The following is a 14,752-nucleotide window of genomic DNA, read 5'->3' on the forward strand; positions in this document are numbered from 1 at the left end:
ACGTGCCCAGCATCTACCAGATCAAACCCGCCTTCCAAAACCTCCTGCGCCCCCTGGTCCAGCGCCTGTTCGACAAGGGCACCACTGCCAACCAGGTCACCCTGATCGCAGGCATCGGCTCAATCCTGGTGGGCGTAGTGATCGCAAGCTTCGTGCATCACCCCTGGGTCTTTGCACTGGTACCGATCTGGATGATCGTGCGCATGGCGCTCAACGCCATCGACGGCATGTTGGCTCGGGAATTCAACCAGCAGTCGCGCCTGGGGGCCTATCTCAATGAGCTGTGCGACATCACCGCCGACTGCGCCCTGATCCTGCCCTTTGCCCTGCTGCCCGGTGTCAGCCTGTGGCTGGTGCTGCTGGTGGCCCTGCTCGCCTTGTTCAGCGAGTACAGCGGCGTGCTGGGGCCGATGGTCGGCGCTTCGCGGCGCTATGACGGGCCCATGGGCAAAAGTGACCGGGCTTTTGTCCTGGGGATCGTGGCCGCTGGCATCGTACCGGGCTGGATCAGCCCCTTCTGGGTCAACACGGTGTTCGCGATCATCGTGATGCTACTGGTCTACACCCTGGTCAACCGGGTCCGCCAGGGCCTCAGGGAAGCACAAATCGACAGCTCTTCAGCCGAAGGAAATGGCAATGCGTGAAGCACAACAACAGACATTCACCACCCACGACGACGTGCAACTGTTCTATCGACACTGGCCCGGCACCACAGAACCTGGGGAACCGCGCAAGGCCGTGCTGCTGTTTCACCGCGGCCACGAACACTCCGGACGCATTGCCCATCTGGTGGATGAACTGGACCTGCCCGGTTTTGACTTCTTTGCCTGGGATGCCCGGGGCCATGGCCTCTCGCCAGGCGCCCGCGGCGACAGCCCCGGCTTCGCCACCAGCGTGCGGGACGTGCAGACCTTTTGCGAGCACCTGAGCGCGACCTACCAGATCGACGAACAGAATATCGCGGTGATCGCGCAAAGCGTCGGCGCGGTGATCGTCGCCACCTGGGCCCACGATTACGCGCCGCGCATCCGTGCGCTGGTGCTGGCGTCCCCGGCGTTCAAGGTCAAGCTCTATGTGCCCTTCGCCCGCCAGGGGTTGGCGCTGATGCGCCGGTGGCGCGGCAACTTTTTCGTCAACAGCTACGTCAAGGCGCGCTTTCTCAGCCACGACCCGCAGCGCGTCGCCAGCTACGACAGCGATCCGCTGATCACCAAGGCCATTTCAGTGAATGTCCTGCTCGGTCTCTACGAGGCCGCCGAACGGGTCGTGGCCGATGCCCAGGCCATCACGATACCCACCCAGTTATTGATCTCCGGTGCCGACTTCGTCGTGCATCGCCAGCCCCAGGAACACTTCTTCGAGCGCCTGGGCAGCCTGCGCAAGGAAAAACATGTGCTGCCGGGGTTCTTTCACGACACCCTGGGCGAAAAGAACCGCGGGCACGCCGTCGCCAGCGCACGTCGCTTCATCCTGCAGAACTTCGCACAACCCGGCGAACGTCCCAGCCTGCTGGACGCCGATCGCCTGGGCCTGACCTGCGCCGAATCCGAATCACTGGCCGCGCCGCTGCCGCACAACTCCCTGCGCGACCTGTATTGGCGTATGACCCGTGCCAGCATGCGCCTGGGCAGCCGACTGTCGTCCGGGATCAAGCTGGGGTTCGACACCGGGTTCGACTCCGGGAGCACCCTGGACTACGTCTATCGCAACACCCCCACGGGCAAGTCGGGCGTCGGCCGCCTGATCGACCGCAATTACCTCGACTCCATCGGCTGGCGCGGCATTCGCCAACGCAAGCTGCACGTCGAAGAACTGCTGCGCCTGGCGATGCAGCAACTACGCGACCAAGGCCGCGAAGTGCGCATCGTCGACATCGCCGCCGGCCACGGACGCTACATTCTTGAAGCCCTGCAGGGTGTCAGCCCGTTACCCGAGTCGATCCTGTTGCGCGACTACAGTGACATCAACGTGCGCGACGGCAGCGCGCTGATCCGCGAAAAAGGCCTGGAAGGGATCGCACAATTCGTCAAGGGCGACGCCTTCGACCGTGCCGACCTGGCCGCGCTGGAACCCAAGCCGACCCTGGCGGTGGTCTCCGGTTTGTACGAGCTGTTCGCCAACAACCAAATGGTCGCGGGTTCCCTCGCCGGCCTGGCCGAAGCCGTGGAGCCTGGCGGTTATCTGGTCTACACCGGTCAACCCTGGCACCCGCAGCTGGAACTGATCGCCCGCGCCTTGACCAGCCACCGTGAAGGCCAGGCCTGGGTCATGCGCCGGCGCACCCAGGTGGAAATGGACCAATTGGTGGAGGCCGCTGGCTTTCGCAAAGTCAGCATGCGCGTCGACGAGTGGGGTATTTTCAGCGTGGCTCTCGCGCAACGGGTGTCTTGATGCTGCGCAACACAACGACGGCGCGCGAGCCCGGTTTGCTCAAACCGGCGGTGCTCTGGTTGCTGCTGCTGGCGCCGTTGTTCTTCGGCACCTACGGCTTCGCCACCTGGTACACCACCCAGCGCGACGATGTCGGCAGCCTGGTGTTCGACTGGGAAAACCACATGCCGTTCTCGGCCTGGACCATCGTCCCCTACTGGTCCATCGACTTGCTGTACGGGTTGTCCCTGCTGCTACCCGACAGTCGCCAGGAACTCAAGCGCCACGCTTTGCGCCTGCTGACCGCGCAACTCATCGCAGTCAGTTGTTTCCTGATCTGGCCGTTGCGTTTCACCTTCGCCCGCCCGGAACTGGACGGCGTATTCGGCTGGCTGTTCGATGTCCTGGCGGGCTTCGACAAGCCGTTCAATCAGGCGCCATCGCTGCACATTGCGTTGCTGGTGATCTTGTGGACTTGCTATCACAGGCATTTGCAGGGCCTCTGGCGCGGATTGATGCATGCCTGGTTTGCCCTGATCGGGATTTCGGTACTGACTACCTATCAGCACCACTTCATCGATCTGCCGACCGGAGTACTGCTTGGCTGGCTATGTGTCTGGCTGTGGCCGCTGGAGGGGCCCAGCCCGCTGCAGGGTGCCAGGCTGGCAAGCGGAAAAAAACGCTGGCAATTGGGGCTGTATTACCTGGTGGGCGCTGCTGCTTTCGCGGGTCCGGCCTTTTGCTTCGGCGGCACCTGGCTGTGGCTGACCTGGCCGGCAGCGGCCATGCTGCTGGTGGCGCTCAATTACGCGGTGCTGGGCGCAGGCGGTTTTCAGAAGCGCGCCGATGGACGCTTGTCCCCTGCCGCTCGCTGGCTGCTGGCGCCCTACCTGGCGGCTGCCTGGCTCAACTCGCGCCTGTGGACGCGCAACAATCCGCTGCCGGACGAGGTACTCGATGACGTCTTGCTCGGGCGCATACCGACTGGCCGGGAACTCGAGGGCAGCCCTTTCAGCGCCGTGTTCGACCTGTGTGCCGAACTGTCGATCGATCCCGGCAGCGTCGCGTATCGCACGCTGCCGGTGCTGGACCTGACCGCCCCTACCCCCTCGCAATGCCAGGAAGCCGCGCTGGCCATCGAAAGCCTACGCCAGCACGGGCCGCTACTGGTCTGCTGCGCCTTGGGTTATTCGCGCAGCGCCACTGCCGTCGCCGCCTGGCTGTTGCACACCGGGCGGGCCAACAGCGTCGCCGAAGCCTTTTTGGTGATCCAGCGCGCACGCCCGGGGATTGTTTTGGGACTTCTGCATCGAGAGGCTCTGGAGCCACTGGCGATTAACAGGGAGGAGAGCGATGTCCATTGATATGCAATTGCAGGCGACCGCCAACCTGTTGCGCCGTGGCGACTCACTGGATCGACTGTCCACCGGTCTGACCCTGCTCGGCGCCTTGCTCGGCCTGAGCCAGTACCTGGTGCCCGGCACGGGACTGTGGAGCCTGGTCTGCAGCGGCGGGTTGCTGGTGCTCGGTCTGTGGCAAAAGTATTGGGCACTGCGGGTAGGCTTCGACGCCGATCTGTTCCGCCATCTGGCCGACCGTGCCGAAGACTTGCCCCAGCGCACCCAAGACCTGGACCAGGCGCTGACGGCCCTGGGCATGCAACCTGCCGAACGCGGCGGCCGCCCCTGGAGCGAACGTATCACCGGCGCCCTGAAGCTGTTACGCCGCCAGGCGCTGCTGGTGGTGGCGCAGGTGCTATTGACCCTGTTTTTCATCCTGGCCAGCCCTTGGCTGAACGTTGCCGGATAAGGAGTTCTCATGCTGGAACCCGTAGTTGCCACCCTCATCACCTCGGCCGCGCGCCTGCTCACCGGGGCGCGCAGCCTTTGGCTCGGTTGTGCGCCACAACCGGTACAGCGCATCTATTTCGCCAACCACAGCAGTCATGGCGATTTCGTGCTGTTGTGGGCCTCCCTGCCGCCGAGCTTGCGCCGTATCACGCGACCCGTTGCTGGCGCGGATTATTGGCTCAAGAGTCCCCTGCGCCGCTACATCATCAACCGCGTGTTCAACGGCGTGCTGATCGATCGCGAGCGCAATGAAAGCACCGACAATCCCTTGCAGCCGATGCTCGACGCCCTGGAGCGCGGCGATTCGCTGATCCTCTTTCCCGAAGGCACCCGCAATCCCGAAGACGGCCTGCTGCCCTTCAAGAGCGGGTTGTATCACCTGGCAAAACAATATCCCCAGGCGCAGGTGATCCCGGTGTGGATCGCCAACCTCAACCGCGTGATGCCCAAGGGGCGCGTGCTGCCGCTGCCGCTGTTATGCACTATCAGCTTTGGTGCCGCGCTGGCCATCGACGAAGACGAAAGCAAGGCGCAGTTCCTCGAACGCAGCCGCGAAGCGCTGCTGAGCCTGGCCGGGGAGCATGCCTGACATGGACAGACAGACCTTGATGTTGTTTGCCGGGATTGGCGCGTTCCTGCTGCTGGCCTCGATCATCGGCCTGGTGCTCAAGCGCCGCACCCACGGCACCCCCAACCCGGTGATCGACAACCTCAACGCGCGGATCAACGCCTGGTGGGTGATGGTGCTGGTGATCGGGATCGCCTTCTGGCTTGGCACCGGCGCGGTGATCCTGCTCTTCTACACCGTGTCGTTCTATGCGCTGCGCGAATTCCTCACCCTCACGCCCACCCGCCGCAGCGACTACCCGGCCTTGGTCGCGGCCTTCTACCTGGCGCTGCCGCTGCAATACCTGTTGATCTATTACGACTGGTACGGGCTGTTTTCGATCTTCATTCCGGTCTACGTGTTCCTGCTCCTGCCCATCCTGGCGTCCCTGGGCGGCGACAGCACGCACTTCCTCGAGCGCGCCTCGAAAGTCCAATGGGGCCTGATGATCGCGGTGTTCTGCGTCTCCCATGTCCCCGCCCTGCTGACCCTGGACATCGCAGGTTATGAGGGGCGAAACCTGCTGTTGATCGCCTACCTGGTGATCGTGGTGCAGATGTCGGATGTGCTGCAGTACGTGTGCGGCAAACTGTTCGGTAAACGCAAGATCGCGCCGAACCTGTCGCCCTCCAAGACCCTGGAAGGCTTTATCGGAGGCATTGTGCTGGCCTCGCTGATCGGCTGTGCCTTGTGGTGGATCACCCCGTTCAGCGTCTGGCAGTCACTGCTCATTGCCCTGCTGATCAACTTGCTGGGGTTCGCTGGCGGCATCGTCATGTCGGCGATCAAGCGCGACCGTGGTGTAAAGGACTGGGGGCACATGATTGAAGGCCACGGCGGCATGCTCGATCGACTGGACTCGGTGTGCTTCGCCGCGCCGATCTTCTTTCATCTGGTGCGTTACGGCTGGACTTGATTCCGCCTGACCTCACCCATAAAAAAGGGCGCCGGATGGCGCCCTTTTTCTGCTCTGGCTTAGTGTTGCAGAGCCGGTTTTTGCGTCCCGTTGATCGGGATGCGCTTGGCTTTCGCCTCTTCCGGAACCACCCGCAACAGGTCGATGCTCAACAGCCCGTTGCGCAGGTCCGCGGCCTTGATCTCGATATGATCGGCCAGGCGGAACGACAGCTTGAACGCACGCTGGGCGATGCCCTGGTGCAGGAAGGTCACGCCTTCATTGGCGTCGCGTTTGCCACCACTGATGGTCAGCACCCCCTTCTCGACTTGCAGATCCAGGTCTTCTTCCTGGAAGCCGGCCGCCGCCACGACGATACGGTATTGATCGTCGCCGTGTTTTTCAACGTTGTAGGGTGGGTAGGTGCTGCCCGGCTCGTTGCGCAGCGCGGTTTCGAAAAGGTCATTGAAACGGTCGAAACCAACAGAGGAACGGAACAGTGGAGCCAGGGAAAATGCAGTACTCATGGTTCAAATCTCCTGAAAACAATCAGCAAGGTTTTTTGTCTCCGCGACCCGAATTCGGCATCGCGTAACCCTTAGATAGGGACCGCTGATTGCTTTTCAAGAGCTTTTTTTCAAGATTTTTTTCAGGCCGCTTCAGCCACCGGCAAGCCCAACAGATGTGAAACCTGATCCAGTTCGGTCTCGCGACGCAGCACGCTGAACAGCTCGACCGCCTCGGGATAATTGCGGGTCAACATCGCCAGCCACTGCTTCAAGCGGCCCGGCGATTGACGTGCGGTCATCTGCGCCTTGGCTTGTAGCCAGAAATCCTGGATCAGCGGCAGCAGCTCGGCCCAGGTCATCTCGACGACCTCTTCGCCAGCCTTGGCCGCGACAATTTGCCGGGCCAGGTCGGGACGCGATACCAGCCCGCGACCAAGCATGATGTCTTCCACACCACTGATCTCCCGGCAACGGCGCCAGTCTTCGACGCTCCAGATATCGCCATTGGCGAACACCGGCACCTTGACCACTTCCTGGACGCGCGGGATCCACTCCCAGTGCGCCGGCGGCTTGTAGCCATCGACCTTGGTCCGGGCATGCACCACGATATGCTCGGCGCCGCCCTCGGCCAGCGCCGTGGCGCAGACCAGCGAACCGTCCGGGCTGTCGAAGCCCAGGCGCATCTTGGCGGTCACCGGAATGTGCGCGGGCACGGCGCGACGCACGTGCTCGACGATCTGGTTGAGCAGCTCTGGCTCCTTGAGCAACACCGCGCCGCCACGGGACTTGTTCACGGTCTTGGCCGGGCAGCCGAAGTTCAGGTCGATCACTTCAGAGCCCAGTTCGCAGGCCAGCGCGGCGTTTTCCGCCAGGCACACCGGATCGGAACCCAACAGCTGCACGCGCAAAGGCACGCCGGAAGCTGTCCGGGCACCGTTGAGCAATTCCGGACCGAACTTGTGGAAATAGGCCGGCGTGAGCAACTGGTCGTTGACCCGAATGAACTCGGTCACGCACCAGTCGATGCCACCCACTCGGGTCAATACGTCGCGCAGGATGTCGTCGACCAGCCCCTCCATGGGCGCCAGGGCAATTTGCATGGGGAAAACACTACTCAAGGAAAAAACGTGCGGCAGTTTACTGGGTTTCGGAGGAATCTGCAGAACATCGCAGATCCATTGTGGGAGCGGGCTTGCTCGTGAAGGCGGTGCCTCAGCGAAATGAATGTTGAATGACACGACGCCTTCGCGAGCAAGCCCGCTCCCACATTAGATTCCCGCAGGTTCTGATCTCTGGATGGCGGGGCCATAGCCTTCGATGAACTCCGCCGGCATGCGCTTGGGTTTGCCGGTGGACAGCTCGATGCAGACGAAGGTGGTCTGGGCGCGCAACAAGGTGGCGTTGTCGCTGGGGCGCTTCAACTGGAAATGACGGGTCATTCTCAGGCGCTGGTCCCAATCGACGATCCAGGTCGCCAATTGCAACTCGTCGCCTTCATAGGCGGCCGCCAGGTAATCAATCTCGTGCCGCACCACCGCCATCGCCCGGTCCAGGCGCCGATACTCGACAAGATCCAGCCCCAAGCGTTGGGAGTGGCGCCACGCGCAGCGTTCAAGCCAGGTCACGTACACCGCGTTATTGGCGTGCCCCAACCCGTCGATGTCCTCGGCGCCCACTTGCAGATCAATGATAAACGGCGTTGCCCGATCCCAGCCCATGCCCCACTCCCCGGTCAGATTGATTCGACCGGGGCAGTGTAACGGATGCTCAGGCCGATTGGCGCGATTGCAGGCTGCGACCGGCCAGCAGTGATAACACGCCATCAATCACCCGCGGGTCGGCCAGCACCCGCTGATGGCCGCCTTCCTGCAGGCGCAGCAGACGACTGTCGAACCAGGCTTCGTGAATCAGTTGCGACTCCTTGACCGGGACATGGGTGTCGTCTTCGGCATGCACGATCAGGCCAGGCATGTCGAGCTGGTAGTGCGCGACATCCAGCATCGCAGCGCGCATGCCGACGTCGTTCTCGACCTGACGAATGAACGCCGAACGGGCTTTCGGCGGCAACCCTACATAGCGGGCGAAACCGCGTAGCACGCCGAGGATCCGCGCCGGGGCGGCAATGCTGACCAGGGTTTCGGTGCGCAGGCCCAGTTGCACGGCAAGCATCGCACTGGCGCCGCCCATGGAGTGGCCGATGACGGCTTGCAGCGGGGGCAACTCGGCGGCGGCTTCGAGCATGGCACGGGCGAACAGCACTACATTCGCCTCGCGCCCGGGTGAGCGACCATGGGCCGGGCCGTCCAGGGCGACAACCGAATAACCAGCATCGACCAGCGCCGAGATCAGGCTGGCGAACTGCGTGGGCCGACCTTCCCAGCCGTGCATCAGCAATACCGCCGGACCCTGCCCCCAGCGCAGTGCCGAGAGGCCGAAGCGCAAGGTGATGCGTTCCGATTTTGCCAACAGTGGCAGCTCCCAGTCACGGGGCGGGAAGTCGCGCGGCGTCATGAACGCCAGGCGCATCTTGCTCGCCACCAGCTTTGGGGCGAACCAGCCCAAGGTGCCATTAACGCCACGAACCCACTTCAACGTGCTCATCGCATTCTCCCCAGGCCGCAGGCCTTCAGGTCAACGCACCGCCGACTTGGCCGCGCGCAGCAATCGATCGGATAAATCACCCGGGCCCAGTGCCCGTGCCAGCGCCAGGCCGCCCACCATCAAGGCAAGGTCGGCCAGGGCTTTGTCGGTGTCTTCAGGACTGGCCGCCAACTGCGCGACCATCAGCTCCATGTGTTCATTCAGTGCGATCCGAAACGCCTCGGGCAGGCGTCCGAGTTCCCCGATCGAAGCCGGGATCGGACACGCCGACTCGCTGGAATCTCGGTGTTTGCGTGACAGATAAAACGCGGCGACCAGGGCGCGACGCTCTTCACCCGTCAATTGGGCATCCATGTCGGCAATCAGGTCACGGCGGTGACCCAGCAATTGCTTGAACGCTTCGAGCATCATGGCGTCCTTGCTTTCGAAGTGCGCATAAAAACCTCCGACCGTCAGGCCGGCTGCGCCCATCACTTCGCCAACGCTCGGCTCGGCCGGACCACGCTGGATCAGCGCGGCGCTGGCAGCCTTGAGGATGCGTTCGCGGGTTTGAGCTTTTTTATCGTTCATCGTTGCCTCCGAATATTACGACTAGAATATTATTCTCATAATAATATTCTGCAAGTCATGAATGTGACCGCTGGTCTGAAGAACAGTTTGAGAGAAAGAGGGAGATTTGGCCAAACGCCAGACAAACAAAAGGGCCATTCAATAATTGAATGACCCTTATAAAATCCCGCAGAGCGGGTAATCGTGGCGTCCCCTAGGGGACTCGAACCCCTGTTACCGCCGTGAAAGGGCGGTGTCCTAGGCCACTAGACGAAGGGGACACAAACCCTTCTATACAACTGATCAGTGCTGAGAGCTGATCGATTCAAGGCCGGTGTGGCCAGACCTTGAACTTGTAAAATTGGTGGAGCTAAGCGGGATCGAACCGCTGACCTCCTGCATGCCATGCAGGCGCTCTCCCAGCTGAGCTATAGCCCCGGATTTTTCGCCTCGCGGCGGAACGACATCTTGCAACATCGTTTCTGTAAAACTGGCGTCCCCTAGGGGACTCGAACCCCTGTTACCGCCGTGAAAGGGCGGTGTCCTAGGCCACTAGACGAAGGGGACGCAAACCCTTCTATACAACAGATCAACGCTGAGTGTTGATCGCTTCAAGGCCGGTGTGGCCAGACCTCGAAGTGTAAATTGGTGGAGCTAGACGGGATCGAACCGTCGACCTCTTGCATGCCATGCAAGCGCTCTCCCAGCTGAGCTATAGCCCCTCATCGTTGATGTCATCGCTGAGGACGGGGCGAATCTTAAGGGCGTATCGAAAGTCTGTCAAACTTATTTTTCAAAAAAATTAAAATTTTTTGCCGACATAACAACCACTTACCGCCCTCGCCCCGAAAAATCGGGGGTCTGAGGACCACTGCGCGCCCATCAACGGGCACACACAATGGCCATCAGCCCTTCATCAAGCGTGTCAGGCGATCGCGCCCAACAGCTTTTCCCACTCCTTGTTTTCTTTCTTCGACACGCCGCCCAGCAGGTCGATCGCCTGGCGCAGACGGAAACGGGTCAGGTCCGGCCCGAGGATTTCCATCGCATCGAGCACCGACACAGAACTGGCTTGTCCTGTGATCGCGGCGAACATCAGCGGCATGGCGTCACGCAGCTTCAGTTCCAGGGATTCAACCACCGCCTGGATGGTCGCGGTAATGCTGTCCTTTTCCCACTGGCGCAGGCTCTCGAGTTTCCACAGGATCAACTGCATCAGCTGGCGAACCTGATCACCCGACAGCTTCTTCGATTCGAACAGCTTGGCATCGGGGTTCACGCCACCGGCAAAGAAGAACCCGGCCAGGGGGGCAACCTGGCTGAAAGTCTCGACGCGGCCCTGCACGTGCGGCGCGATCTTCATCATGTATTCGGAATTGAACGCCCACTTCTGCACGCGCGCAGCGAACTCTTCCACCGGCAGGTCGCGCAGCCACTGGCCGTTGAGCCACGACAGCTTCTCGATGTCAAAAATCGGCCCGCCGAGGGAAACACGACTGAGGTCGAAGTTGTCGACCATTTCCTGCAGCGAAAACTTCTCGCGCTCGTCCGGCATCGACCAGCCCATGCGGCCCAGGTAATTGAGCATGGCTTCGGGCATGAAGCCCATGCGCTCGTAGAAGGTCACCGACGTCGGGTTCTTGCGCTTGGACAACTTGCTCTTGTCCGGGTTACGCAGCAGCGGCATGTAGCACAGCTCGGGTTGTTCCCAGCCGAAATATTCGTACAGGAGGATCAGTTTCGGTGCCGACGGCAGCCACTCTTCGCCGCGCAATACGTGAGTGATGCCCATCAGGTGGTCGTCGACCACGTTGGCCAGGAAGTACGTCGGCAGCCCGTCGGTCTTCATCAGGACTTGCATGTCCATGCGGTCCCATGGGATTTCCACGTCGCCACGGAGCATGTCCGGCACCACGCAGACGCCTTCGCTCGGCACCTTCATGCGGATCACGTGCGGTTCGCCAGCGGCCAGGCGGCGCGCCACTTCTTCCTTGGACAGCAACAGGGCACGACCATCGTAACGCGGGGTTTCGCCACGAGCCATTTGCTCGGCGCGCATCTGGTCCAGCTCTTCGGCGGTACAGAAGCACGGGAAGGCATGGCCCATTTCAACCAGCTGCTGGCAATACTTCTGGTAGATATCGCCGCGCTCGCTTTGCCGGTACGGACCGTGTGGGCCGCCAACGTCCGGGCCTTCGCTCCAGTCGATGCCCAGCCAGCGCAGGGCGTCGAAAATCTGCTGCTCCGACTCGCGGGTCGAGCGCAGCTGGTCGGTGTCTTCGATCCGCAGGATGAACTCACCGCCGTGCTGCTTGGCAAAGCAGTAGTTGAACAATGCGATGTAAGCGGTACCTACGTGGGGGTCCCCGGTAGGCGATGGCGCGATGCGCGTGCGGACGGTGGTCATGGCGAGTCTCGAAAAGAATAAAAGCGAAGATCAAGGTGAACTTCAAACAAGAGCCGAATGGTAACAGGCGACGTACGCCATGCTCCAGTGAACAGGGCATTTAAGCCAAGGTTGCGCCTACAACGCCCGCATGGCGTGGTGAATGGCCGAATATCAGCCACCGGCATTTACCGCTTATCGGCTGTATGACAGATTCACCTGCTGATAACTTTCCTTACATATTCTCGACTACAGTTTGCCCATGCCTGCACAACTCAAGCGTCGCCTATCCATCTTCCTGTTGATTGTCCTGCTGATCGCCGGGGGCTTCTTTGCCCATTGGTTTCTCACCGGGCGCTTCTATGAAAGCACCGATAACGCCTATGTCCAGGGCGAGATCACCCGCGTGTCGAGCCAGTTGGGTGCGCGCATCGACCAGGTGCTGGTGCAGGACAACCAGCACGTCGAGAAAGGCCAGTTGCTGATCAGGCTCGAAGGCGACGATTTCCGCCTCGCCGTCGACCGCGCCAACGCGACCCTCGCCACCCGCCAGGCCGAACGCCTGCAAGCCCAGAGCAAACTGACCCAGCAGGCCAGCCTGATTGCCGCCAGCGACGCGCAAGTGGCGTCCAGCCAGGCGAGCCTGGGCCGCTCGCAGATTGACCTGAACCGCGCCGAAACCTTGCGCAAGCCCGGTTATGTCTCCGAAGAGCGCGTGACCACCCTTTCCGCCGACAACCACATTGCCCGCTCGCAACTGACCAAGGCTCAGGCGGATGCCCAGGGACAACGCCAGCAAGTCAACGCATTGACCGCTGAAATCAAACGCCTCGACGCGCAGATCGCCAATGCCAGGGCTGATTTGGCCCAGGCCGAGCTGAACCTAACCCGCAGTGAAATCCACGCACCGATTAGCGGCCTGATCGGTCAGCGCGCCGCCCGAGAAGGCCAGTATGTGCAGGCCGGCGCCTACCTGCTGTCGGTGGTGCCCGATGAAGACATCTGGATCCAGGCCAACTTCAAGGAAACCCAGATTGGCCACATGCAGCCCGGTCAGAAGGCCGAGCTGACCTTCGATGCCTACGGCGACACCCCCATTGAAGCGCGGGTCGACAGCCTGTTCGCCGCCTCGGGCGCGCAGTTCAGCCTATTGCCGCCGGACAATGCCACCGGCAACTTCACCAAGGTCGTGCAACGCATTCCGGTGAAATTGACTTTCGCCGCCGACAACCCGCTGCGCGGCAAAATCCGCCCGGGCATGTCAGTCACCGCCAAAGTGAATATCAAGGACGCACCGGAAAACGTCAGCGCCAGATTGAGCAGCAAAGACGCCGCTGACGATGGCCGGTGACCAACTGATCCGCCCGGTCGGCGAGCCGACCCGGCGGGACTGGATCGCGGTGATGAGCGTGATGCTCGGCGCCTTCATGGCGGTGCTCGACATCCAGATCACCAACTCCTCGCTCAAGGACATCCAGGGCGCGCTGTCGGCAACCCTGGAAGAAGGCTCGTGGATCTCCACCTCGTACCTGGTGGCGGAAATCATCATGATCCCGCTCACCGCGTGGCTGGTGCAACTGCTGTCGGCACGTCGGCTGGCTGTCTGGGTGTCACTGGGGTTTCTCGTCGCTTCGCTGCTGTGTTCCATGGCCTGGAGCCTGGAAAGCATGATTGTCTTTCGCGCCCTCCAGGGTTTTACCGGCGGCGCGCTGATTCCGCTGGCGTTCACCCTGACCCTGATCAAACTCCCTGAGCATCACCGCGCCAAAGGCATGGCCATGTTTGCCATGACCGCCACCTTCGCGCCTTCCATCGGCCCGACGCTGGGCGGCTGGCTGACTGAAAACTGGGGCTGGGAATACATCTTCTACATCAACATTCCGCCCGGCCTGATCATGATCGCCGGCCTGATGTACGGTCTGGAGAAGAAAGAAGCGCACTGGGAACTGCTGAAGAGCACCGATTATGCCGGCATTGTAACCCTGGGCGTGGGCCTGGGTTGCTTGCAGGTGTTTCTCGAAGAAGGCCATCGCAAGGACTGGCTGGAGTCGAATCTGATCGTGACCCTGGGCAGCATCGCCCTGATCAGCCTGATCACCTTCGTGATTGTACAGTTCTCCAAACCCAATCCGCTGATCAACCTCGGCATCCTGGGTAATCGCAACTTCGGTCTGTCGAGCATTTCCAGCATCGGGATGGGGGTTGGCCTGTACGGCTCGATCTACTTGTTACCGTTGTACCTGGCGCAGATCCAGAACTACAACGCCCTGCAGATCGGCGAAGTGATCATGTGGATGGGCGTGCCGCAGCTGTTCCTGATTCCGCTGGTCCCCAAGCTGATGAAGTATGTCTCGCCGAAATGGCTGTGCACGGTCGGTTTCGGACTGTTCGGGTTGGCGAGTTTTTCTTCGGGCGTACTGAACCCGGACTTCGCCGGGCCGCAGTTCAATCAGATCCAGATCATTCGCGCCCTGGGCCAGCCGTTGATCATGGTCACCATTTCCCTGATCGCCACGGCATACATCCTGCCTCAGGACGCGGGGTCGGCGTCGAGCCTGTTCAACATCCTGCGCAACCTCGGCGGTGCCATCGGTATCGCCCTGCTCGCCACGCTGCTGGATGCGCGGACCAAGACTTACTACGATTATTTGCGCGAAGCGATCGTGCCGACCAACCCCCAGGTGGCGGAGCGGATGGCGTCACTGGCGGATCGCTTTGGCAGTGAAAACGCAGCCCTGGGCAAACTCAGCGAGATCGCCCACCAGCAGGCGTCGATCATGGCCTACAACGATGCCTTTCATTTTGTCGGGATAGCGCTGGGGATCAGCATGCTGGCGGTGTTGCTGACCCGGAAATTACCGGCTGGACTCAAGGCTGGTGAAGCTCACTAAGACGCTGCAATCCCTGTAGGAGCTGGCTTGCCAGCGAAGGCGGCATCAGGGCCACCATCGATTCGCTGGCAAGCCAGCTCCTACAGGTCAACGT

General features: G+C 61.5%; 14 protein-coding genes and 4 tRNA genes. 8 read left to right on the top strand and 10 right to left on the bottom strand.

Annotation, left to right across the window (positions count from 1 at the left end):
• Positions 1 to 2 precede the first annotated feature (2 nt).
• The 6 genes from BKX96_RS22595 to BKX96_RS22620 are packed head-to-tail and all read left to right on the top strand — an operon-like array spanning position 3 to position 5,743.
• On the top strand, positions 3 to 644 hold the full coding sequence (locus BKX96_RS22595; protein ID WP_077185519.1) for a CDP-alcohol phosphatidyltransferase family protein: 642 nt from the start codon (positions 3 to 5) through the stop codon (positions 642 to 644).
• Positions 637 to 2,391 (top strand): bifunctional alpha/beta hydrolase/class I SAM-dependent methyltransferase, encoded by a 1,755-nt coding sequence (locus BKX96_RS22600; RefSeq protein ID WP_046817895.1) that lies wholly within the window; start codon positions 637 to 639, stop codon positions 2,389 to 2,391. The genes BKX96_RS22595 and BKX96_RS22600 overlap by 8 nt, the downstream gene beginning before the upstream one ends.
• Positions 2,391 to 3,734 carry a phosphatase PAP2/dual specificity phosphatase family protein gene (locus tag BKX96_RS22605; protein WP_077185520.1) on the top strand — a complete coding sequence of 448 codons (1,344 nt, stop codon included), beginning with the start codon at positions 2,391 to 2,393 and terminating at the stop codon, positions 3,732 to 3,734. Before BKX96_RS22600 ends, BKX96_RS22605 begins: the two co-directional genes overlap by 1 nt.
• Positions 3,724 to 4,179: a hypothetical protein gene (locus BKX96_RS22610; RefSeq protein WP_046817893.1), complete on the top strand. Its 456-nt coding sequence runs from the start codon at positions 3,724 to 3,726 to the stop codon at positions 4,177 to 4,179. The genes BKX96_RS22605 and BKX96_RS22610 overlap by 11 nt, the downstream gene beginning before the upstream one ends.
• A gap of 9 nt (positions 4,180 to 4,188) precedes the next feature.
• Positions 4,189 to 4,809 carry a lysophospholipid acyltransferase family protein gene (locus BKX96_RS22615; RefSeq protein ID WP_046817892.1) on the top strand — a complete coding sequence of 207 codons (621 nt, stop codon included), beginning with the start codon at positions 4,189 to 4,191 and terminating at the stop codon, positions 4,807 to 4,809.
• A gap of 1 nt (position 4,810) precedes the next feature.
• Positions 4,811 to 5,743: a phosphatidate cytidylyltransferase gene (locus tag BKX96_RS22620; RefSeq protein ID WP_077185521.1), complete on the top strand. Its 933-nt coding sequence runs from the start codon at positions 4,811 to 4,813 to the stop codon at positions 5,741 to 5,743.
• A 59-nt stretch (positions 5,744 to 5,802) separates the two neighbouring features.
• On the opposite strand, the gene BKX96_RS22625 is transcribed toward BKX96_RS22620, so the two are convergent.
• The 10 genes from BKX96_RS22625 to gltX all read right to left on the bottom strand — a co-directional run bounded on the left by BKX96_RS22625 (position 5,803) and on the right by gltX (position 11,788).
• Positions 5,803 to 6,249 carry an Hsp20 family protein gene (locus tag BKX96_RS22625; RefSeq protein ID WP_046817890.1) on the bottom strand — a complete coding sequence of 149 codons (447 nt, stop codon included), beginning with the start codon at positions 6,247 to 6,249 and terminating at the stop codon, positions 5,803 to 5,805.
• Positions 6,250 to 6,371: 122 nt separating this feature from the next.
• A complete protein-coding gene (locus tag BKX96_RS22630; RefSeq protein ID WP_046817889.1) occupies positions 6,372 to 7,331 on the bottom strand; it encodes a tRNA dihydrouridine synthase in 960 nt (319 codons plus the stop codon).
• Positions 7,332 to 7,499: 168 nt separating this feature from the next.
• A complete protein-coding gene (locus BKX96_RS22635) occupies positions 7,500 to 7,949 on the bottom strand; it encodes an acyl-CoA thioesterase (RefSeq protein WP_046817888.1) in 450 nt (149 codons plus the stop codon).
• 49 nt (positions 7,950 to 7,998) lie between these two features.
• Positions 7,999 to 8,832, bottom strand: a complete 834-nt coding sequence (locus BKX96_RS22640) for an alpha/beta fold hydrolase (RefSeq protein WP_046817887.1) — start codon at positions 8,830 to 8,832, stop codon at positions 7,999 to 8,001.
• Between the two features lie 30 nt (positions 8,833 to 8,862).
• The gene (locus BKX96_RS22645; protein WP_008056330.1) at positions 8,863 to 9,402 is read right to left on the bottom strand and encodes a TetR/AcrR family transcriptional regulator; all 540 of its coding nucleotides are present in this window, start codon (positions 9,400 to 9,402) and stop codon (positions 8,863 to 8,865) included.
• A 184-nt stretch (positions 9,403 to 9,586) separates the two neighbouring features.
• A tRNA-Glu gene (locus tag BKX96_RS22650) sits at positions 9,587 to 9,662 on the bottom strand.
• A gap of 81 nt (positions 9,663 to 9,743) precedes the next feature.
• Positions 9,744 to 9,819: transfer RNA gene (locus tag BKX96_RS22655), tRNA-Ala, on the bottom strand.
• Positions 9,820 to 9,872: 53 nt separating this feature from the next.
• Positions 9,873 to 9,948, bottom strand: a tRNA-Glu gene (locus BKX96_RS22660).
• 79 nt (positions 9,949 to 10,027) lie between these two features.
• Positions 10,028 to 10,103: transfer RNA gene (locus tag BKX96_RS22665), tRNA-Ala, on the bottom strand.
• Between the two features lie 203 nt (positions 10,104 to 10,306).
• Entirely contained in the window at positions 10,307 to 11,788 is a 1,482-nt protein-coding gene (gltX, locus tag BKX96_RS22670; RefSeq protein WP_046817886.1) for a glutamate--tRNA ligase, read from the bottom strand.
• Positions 11,789 to 12,029: 241 nt separating this feature from the next.
• Here gltX and BKX96_RS22675 point away from each other — a divergent pair, with 241 nt between their 5' ends.
• Positions 12,030 to 13,118: an HlyD family secretion protein gene (locus BKX96_RS22675; protein WP_077185522.1), complete on the top strand. Its 1,089-nt coding sequence runs from the start codon at positions 12,030 to 12,032 to the stop codon at positions 13,116 to 13,118.
• Positions 13,108 to 14,658 carry an MDR family MFS transporter gene (locus BKX96_RS22680; RefSeq protein WP_046817884.1) on the top strand — a complete coding sequence of 517 codons (1,551 nt, stop codon included), beginning with the start codon at positions 13,108 to 13,110 and terminating at the stop codon, positions 14,656 to 14,658. The genes BKX96_RS22675 and BKX96_RS22680 overlap by 11 nt, the downstream gene beginning before the upstream one ends.
• Positions 14,659 to 14,752 lie beyond the last annotated feature (94 nt).

Source organism: Pseudomonas putida, assembly GCF_001976065.1.
Taxonomy (GTDB): domain Bacteria; phylum Pseudomonadota; class Gammaproteobacteria; order Pseudomonadales; family Pseudomonadaceae; genus Aquipseudomonas; species Aquipseudomonas serbica.

Excerpts from the sequence above, each read along its gene's own strand:
- BKX96_RS22610 (WP_046817893.1), top strand. The coding sequence starts at position 3,724 with ATGTCCATTGATATGCAATTGCAGGCGACCGCCAACCTGTTGCGCCGT.
- BKX96_RS22635 (WP_046817888.1), bottom strand. The coding sequence starts at position 7,949 with ATGGGCTGGGATCGGGCAACGCCGTTTATCATTGATCTGCAAGTGGGC.
- BKX96_RS22605 (WP_077185520.1), top strand. The coding sequence starts at position 2,391 with ATGCTGCGCAACACAACGACGGCGCGCGAGCCCGGTTTGCTCAAACCG.
- gltX (WP_046817886.1), bottom strand. The coding sequence starts at position 11,788 with ATGACCACCGTCCGCACGCGCATCGCGCCATCGCCTACCGGGGACCCC.
- BKX96_RS22675 (WP_077185522.1), top strand. The coding sequence starts at position 12,030 with ATGCCTGCACAACTCAAGCGTCGCCTATCCATCTTCCTGTTGATTGTC.
- BKX96_RS22625 (WP_046817890.1), bottom strand. The coding sequence starts at position 6,249 with ATGAGTACTGCATTTTCCCTGGCTCCACTGTTCCGTTCCTCTGTTGGT.
- BKX96_RS22620 (WP_077185521.1), top strand. The coding sequence starts at position 4,811 with ATGGACAGACAGACCTTGATGTTGTTTGCCGGGATTGGCGCGTTCCTG.
- BKX96_RS22600 (WP_046817895.1), top strand. The coding sequence starts at position 637 with ATGCGTGAAGCACAACAACAGACATTCACCACCCACGACGACGTGCAA.
- BKX96_RS22680 (WP_046817884.1), top strand. The coding sequence starts at position 13,108 with ATGGCCGGTGACCAACTGATCCGCCCGGTCGGCGAGCCGACCCGGCGG.
- BKX96_RS22645 (WP_008056330.1), bottom strand. The coding sequence starts at position 9,402 with ATGAACGATAAAAAAGCTCAAACCCGCGAACGCATCCTCAAGGCTGCC.
- BKX96_RS22615 (WP_046817892.1), top strand. The coding sequence starts at position 4,189 with ATGCTGGAACCCGTAGTTGCCACCCTCATCACCTCGGCCGCGCGCCTG.
- BKX96_RS22630 (WP_046817889.1), bottom strand. The coding sequence starts at position 7,331 with ATGCAAATTGCCCTGGCGCCCATGGAGGGGCTGGTCGACGACATCCTG.
- BKX96_RS22640 (WP_046817887.1), bottom strand. The coding sequence starts at position 8,832 with ATGAGCACGTTGAAGTGGGTTCGTGGCGTTAATGGCACCTTGGGCTGG.